6 protein-coding genes are annotated in these 5,365 nt (G+C 59.5%); 5 read left to right on the forward strand and 1 reads right to left on the reverse strand.

Annotated elements, in window-relative coordinates:
* The 4 genes from JWQ61_RS02210 to JWQ61_RS02225 form a co-directional block, all read left to right on the forward strand.
* Positions 1 to 421: cupin-like domain-containing protein (locus JWQ61_RS02210; protein WP_304359073.1), on the forward strand; the 421-nt coding region annotated here is incomplete at its 5' end.
* A gap of 246 nt (positions 422 to 667) precedes the next feature.
* On the forward strand, positions 668 to 1,072 hold the full coding sequence (locus JWQ61_RS02215; protein WP_369684871.1) for a GNAT family N-acetyltransferase: 405 nt from the start codon (positions 668 to 670) through the stop codon (positions 1,070 to 1,072).
* 424 nt (positions 1,073 to 1,496) lie between these two features.
* Complete coding sequence (locus JWQ61_RS02220; RefSeq protein WP_304359075.1) at positions 1,497 to 2,360, forward strand: LysR family transcriptional regulator; 864 nt, start codon at positions 1,497 to 1,499, stop codon at positions 2,358 to 2,360.
* Between the two features lie 190 nt (positions 2,361 to 2,550).
* Positions 2,551 to 3,045 carry a lipocalin-like domain-containing protein gene (locus JWQ61_RS02225; RefSeq protein ID WP_304359076.1) on the forward strand — a complete coding sequence of 165 codons (495 nt, stop codon included), beginning with the start codon at positions 2,551 to 2,553 and terminating at the stop codon, positions 3,043 to 3,045.
* Between the two features lie 284 nt (positions 3,046 to 3,329).
* Here JWQ61_RS02225 and JWQ61_RS02230 read toward each other — a convergent pair whose 3' ends face one another.
* A complete protein-coding gene (locus tag JWQ61_RS02230; protein WP_304359077.1) occupies positions 3,330 to 4,619 on the reverse strand; it encodes an MFS transporter in 1,290 nt (429 codons plus the stop codon).
* 132 nt (positions 4,620 to 4,751) lie between these two features.
* On the opposite strand from JWQ61_RS02230, the gene JWQ61_RS02235 reads away from it, so the two are divergent.
* On the forward strand, positions 4,752 to 5,365 hold a 614-nt coding region (locus tag JWQ61_RS02235), incomplete at its 3' end, for a LysR family transcriptional regulator (RefSeq protein WP_304359078.1).

Raw genomic sequence — 5,365 nt, forward strand, 5'->3', positions numbered from 1 at the left:
TACGTTGTGCCATTGGCCTGCCTATTTTAATAAAATGGGCCCGCCGCGCTTTTGGCTTGGCCCCTCAGGAACGGTGACGCCGCTGCATTGCGACTATGACGATAATATTTTTGCGCAGATCTGGGGCGCCAAGCGTATTTTCCTGTCGCCGCCTCACCACGACGAATTCCTTTACCCTCGCGAGGCGAACGCCATCCTGTTCGGCTCGCCATTTGACCCCGAGGCGCCGGATTTCGAGAAATTTCCGCTTGCCCGCCAGGCGACAATGATCGAATGCATCATGCAACCCGGCGAGCTCCTGTATGTGCCGGCGGGGTGGTACCACCAGGTTCGCTCGCTGACATTTTCGCTCTCGGCGAACCGATGGGCCAGGGCGCTGCCGTTGGCGTTGGACGGAGATGCTTCGCTGAAGGGCGGCTAAGTTGATCGAACTCGCAGTCCATCTTGTTCGATTAGCTCCGGATTGACAAAAGTGCGGGGTGAAAACCCATGTGTTGCCGCGACCAGAAAGAAGCGCTATGCTAAAAACCGAACTGCCAAGAGCGAGCGTCGGCAGCAGCCTGATGGAGCGCTAATTGTACCTATGAAAATTCGACGTGGCCTCGAATGCGAGGCACCCATACTCACTACCGTAGCACACCAAGCCAAGGCTCACTGGCCGTACACCGTGACCCAGCTCGAAGCGTGGCGCGAAGACTTGACGGTCACAGGGACCTATCTCGCGCGATCGTTCACCTACGTTGCCGAACTCAATGGCGTGATTACCGGTTTCTATTCACTCTGCGCGACAGACTCTGTGTCCGGATGGCCGCTCGAGCATCTATGGGTCGTACCGGATTGCATGGGGCGTGGAGTCGGCAGGGCACTACTGCGGCATGCGGCTGGACTGGCCGCCGGACAAGGCGTGGAGAACCTCACGATCGATGCAGAACCGTACGCCGAACCGTTCTACATTGCGTGTGGAGCACAACGCATCGGTGTCGTCGCTGCTCCCCTGGAAGGAGAGCCTCTGCGCCAGCGACCTCAGATGCTTCTGGCAACGTACTCAACGGGCAACAGCAAACTCACGTAAGAATTGCGAAACGAAATCATGCGTAAGTCGGGGTTTTCACAATTCATTTCGTATGTTAGCCAGCCCGGCCCCTGTCATTGGGAACGACGATGAATCCGCCCCGGCGGTAGTAAGCACCAGAGGCTTATGCTCCCGGCATGCGCTAATGCCGCCGTTATGGCCGGGTCGTCGCTGGCCAATCCCTCGACTTCCGCAGACATCTCGTCCGAACAACTATTCGTAAGTACAGGTGCAGTTACAACACGAACGGCTTCAGCAGCCGAGCAACTATTACCGACGCTATTCTTTGCTCTTGCGACCGTCCCATTTTCAAGTGAATTGCTCATTGCCGTTTCCAACCAAAGTAGCACGTAGTTAAGAATAACTGCTTGCGACGTTGAACGAAATTAGCAAAATCTGCGAAGGATAGGTGCATAATTGCACAATGTTTACACCTGACTGGGACGACCTGCGATATTTTTTGGCGTTGATTGACGCCGGAACTCTGTCGGGCGCAGCGCGCGCGACTGGAGTCGAACACACGACAGTGGCAAGGCGCATCGATGCCCTTGAAGCTGCATTGGGATTGCTCTTGTTTGATCGTTTTCCGAAGGGCTGGTCACTGACCACCATGGGTAGCGCTTTAGTGCCGCATGCTCGCAAGATGGCGGATGACATGCACGGACTGATGCGTGTTGCCAGCGGCTCCGCATCGCTCAGCGGCGTGGTGTGCATTTCGGCGCCCCCGGCCTTGGCGGCATATGTACTGGCGCCACGCTTGAAGGACATGCTAAGGCGTCTTCCTGGAATCGAGGTGGATTTGCGCGGCGAAACGCGGACAACAGACCTGATGCGGCGCGAATCTGACATCGCTCTGCGTTTTCATCGTCCCACCGCGCCGGGTTTGGCGGTGCGCCAACTGACCAGCGTGGAGTATGGCTTGTATGCAAATGCCCAATATTTGGCCGAGCACAACCCGCAGCAATGGGAGTTTCTCGGTTACGACGAGCTTTTACGCGACGCCCCGCAGCAACTGTGGCTGGATAAAATCAGAGATGAGCGTCGATATTGCCTGCGCTCGAACGATCTCGGCACACTGTTCCAGTCTGCAGTCGCCGGCTGCGGTCTTGCCGTCTTGCCGCATTCTTTTTTTGACTTCCAGCGCAACGGCCTGGTCGCTGTCGATACGGAAGTGTGTCCGGTGAAGCGCAAACTATGGCTCATCATGCATGAAGACGTGCGGCGCTCTGCTCCAGTGCGTGCGGTCGCCGACGAAATCGTTGCGTTGTTTTTACCCGCAGACGTTTGAACTCCCACGTTTAGTGCATTGCTAAAGATGGCCTTCATCACGGATGATGGTCTCCGCGCGTCGGGACCGTGTGCATGGCTCAGACCGCTGTGCAAATATGCAAGGATCGCGTGCGTATTTCACTAATTCCATTCAGTACCGTCCGGCGTTAATGTACCCATCTGCCACACGATTACTGGAGATTCGAATCATGAAACTGCTGTCTAAACTGTTCTGCGCAGGCGCGATCTTGTGGGTGCCTGCCGCCCAGGCGGCTACCGAAATGCCGTTTCCGCTGGCCGGCAGCTGGACCCTGGTGGCAGCCGATCTGCTACATCCGGACGGCAGCAGAACGCACGATTATGGCGACGCGCCGAAAGGATTGCTGCTGATTGATAACCACGGCCGCTACGGCGCGCAGATCTATAAGTCCGAGCGCCCGCTGTTCGCTTCCGGCGACAAGAAGACCGGTACCGCCGCCGAGTTCGAGTCTGCCGTCATGGGAACGAGCGCCCATTTCGGCACCCTTATGATCGACACGATGACGCACACGCTGGTCTATAACATCGAGAGTTCGGCCTATAAAAACTGGGAGGGGACGCAGCAGAAACGCATTTATGAACTGCACGGCGACGAACTCAGCTACCAGGTGCCGCCGCGGCCAGACGGCCTGATTCCGATTTCAGTCTGGCGCCGCATCAAGTAGCCAGGAGCGGTCGTTTGGCGGTGCATGTGGCCTTGAACGGACGTTTACACGCTGCATATCGTTATTATGATAACCACCTGAACCGCCGTTCGTTCCAATACAGGCGAAGAACGCATTTTGCATAGAACTGATTGGCGTTCCAGCGAAGTCAAGTGACCGCAATCCGTCTGTAACGGACTATCACCGGGTTGCTCAACCGGCGCCTGCTGGCCGAAAGCGGGAATTGATGCCCGGATCCATAAACTGCTTCCAGCCAACAGCTGATTGGCCATGCGCGCAGCCGATTATTGCGGGCAGGGCACGCTAGCCGGCATCGCTTGCCCAGGTTTTGGGAAAAACCGCAAGGCGACCAGCGCGCATGCGCTGCCTAGCAGCCATACCGCCGACCAGCTGCCGAACGTGAGGATGTGCGGGATCGCCAGCGGCGTCAGGAAACACATCACGAATACGCTGGTGTTCGCCATGCCGAGCGCGGTGCCGGCGTTGCGGGCGCCGGCGATGGTCGCCAGTTCGGTATAGGCGACGCCGTGCCAGGCTGAGATGCTGACGCCGGTCAGCACCAGCATCGCGATCAGCAGTGTCGCCATCACGGGACCGATATTCGGCGACTGGCCGGCCAGCGTCACCAGTGCGGCCAGCGCAGCGAAGGCGATGGCGCTGGAGATAGTGCAGAAGCGCAGGAACTCGCGCCGGTTGCGCTTGCGGTCGGTCCAGCGGCCGCTCCATACGCGCATGATCATGGCGCCACATTGCAACGTCGCCATGGCGATGGTGATGGCGGCGATGCCGGCGTGGCTGAAGTCGTGCAGGAACACGGCGCCAAAGAACAAGATCGAACACTGCGGCGCACACAGGATGCCGATCGCGGCGACGATGCGCCACAGCTGGCGGTCCTTCAATGGCGCCGGCGTCGTTGGCTGGTGTGTTGCATGTGTTTTATCTGCAGCGCTTGCGGCTGGTTCATACAGCCATAACCAGGTAAAAAACAGCGTCACTGCACAGAACAAGGCAAGCACGCCATACACCGAGGCAAATCCGAAATGAACAGCCAGCGCCGGCAGGATCAGGGCGCCGATAGCGCCACCCAGCGGCACCGCGGTCTGGCGGATGCTCATCGCCATGCCGCGCTCACCTTCGCCGAACCAGGTCATCACCGCGCGGCCGCTGGAGCCGTTGACGCTGCCGCCGAGCAGGCCGACCAGCAGCAAGCCGGCGGCCAGCAACGGCAGGCCGGGCACATGGCCTGGGCCGGGCGCAACAAACAACGCCATCAAGGCCAGCGCAACGGCGGTGGTAGCCAGGCCCGACAACAGCACTGGGCGGTCGCCCCAACGGTCGGTCAGCAAGCCCCAGGGCAGTTCGCTTAAAGCGATGCCGAGACCCATCAGGCCCAGCACCAGTCCCAGTTCCGCGTTGTCGAGGTGGTAACCCGAGCGTATCAGGACAGCGGTGGTCGGAATGCCGCTGAAAGCGGCTGAAAAGCTGGCGTTGGCGGCAACGCCTACGCCCAGCACCTTCCAGCGGTGGCGGCGGGCATTGGTGCTTGCAGCGGTGGCAACGGCGGATGACGACATCTTGATTCTCCTGTAGCGATATGCGCTGATATCTGTGCTGATTTAAGCGCTTGCGGCGAGTATCGCTTTGCGCGATACTTTTGAATATCAGATAGTTTCGAACAAACAGTTTTGAAAAACAGGATGGTTGTCATGCGACAAATCAGTTTTGACCTCGACGTGCTGCGCACCTTCACCACCGGCATTGACCTCGGCAGCTACGCCAAGGCCGCCGACCGCCTGGGTCGCTCTACGTCAGCGGTGAGCGCCCAGCTGAAGAAACTGGAGGAGCAGGCCGGCGCGCCGATTTTCCGTAAAGCTGGCCGTGGCCTGGCGTTGACCGAGTCCGGCGAGATCTTGCTGGGTTACGCGCGCCGCTTGCTCGATCTCAACGACGAAACCGCCAGCGCGGTGCGCGGCGTCGAACTGGAAGGCGAGGTGAAGCTGGGTTTGCAGGAAGATTTCGGCGAAGCGTTGCTGGCGGACGTGCTGGGACGTTTCATGCGCGCCCATCCGAAAGTGCGGGTCGAAGTCTGCGTTGCGCGCAGCACGGACCTGCGCGAGCGCGTGACCCTGGGCCGCATCGACCTGGCTTTGCTGTGGGAAAGCGGCGCGCCGGCGCTGAACGCGCAACGGGTCGCCGACTTGCCATTGTGCTGGATCGGACCGGCGCAGGATGCGGCGCAACGGCCGGCTGGCGCGCCCTTGTCGCTGGTATTGCTGGATGCGCCTTGCATGCTGCGCGATATCGCTTCGAACGCGCTGGA

This window comes from Collimonas fungivorans (assembly GCF_028292705.1).
In the GTDB taxonomy this organism is placed as follows: domain Bacteria; phylum Pseudomonadota; class Gammaproteobacteria; order Burkholderiales; family Burkholderiaceae_D; genus Collimonas; species Collimonas fungivorans_B.

Excerpts from the sequence above, each read along its gene's own strand:
- JWQ61_RS02220 (WP_304359075.1), top strand. The coding sequence starts at position 1,497 with ATGTTTACACCTGACTGGGACGACCTGCGATATTTTTTGGCGTTGATT.
- JWQ61_RS02225 (WP_304359076.1), top strand. The coding sequence starts at position 2,551 with ATGAAACTGCTGTCTAAACTGTTCTGCGCAGGCGCGATCTTGTGGGTG.
- JWQ61_RS02230 (WP_304359077.1), bottom strand. The coding sequence starts at position 4,619 with ATGTCGTCATCCGCCGTTGCCACCGCTGCAAGCACCAATGCCCGCCGC.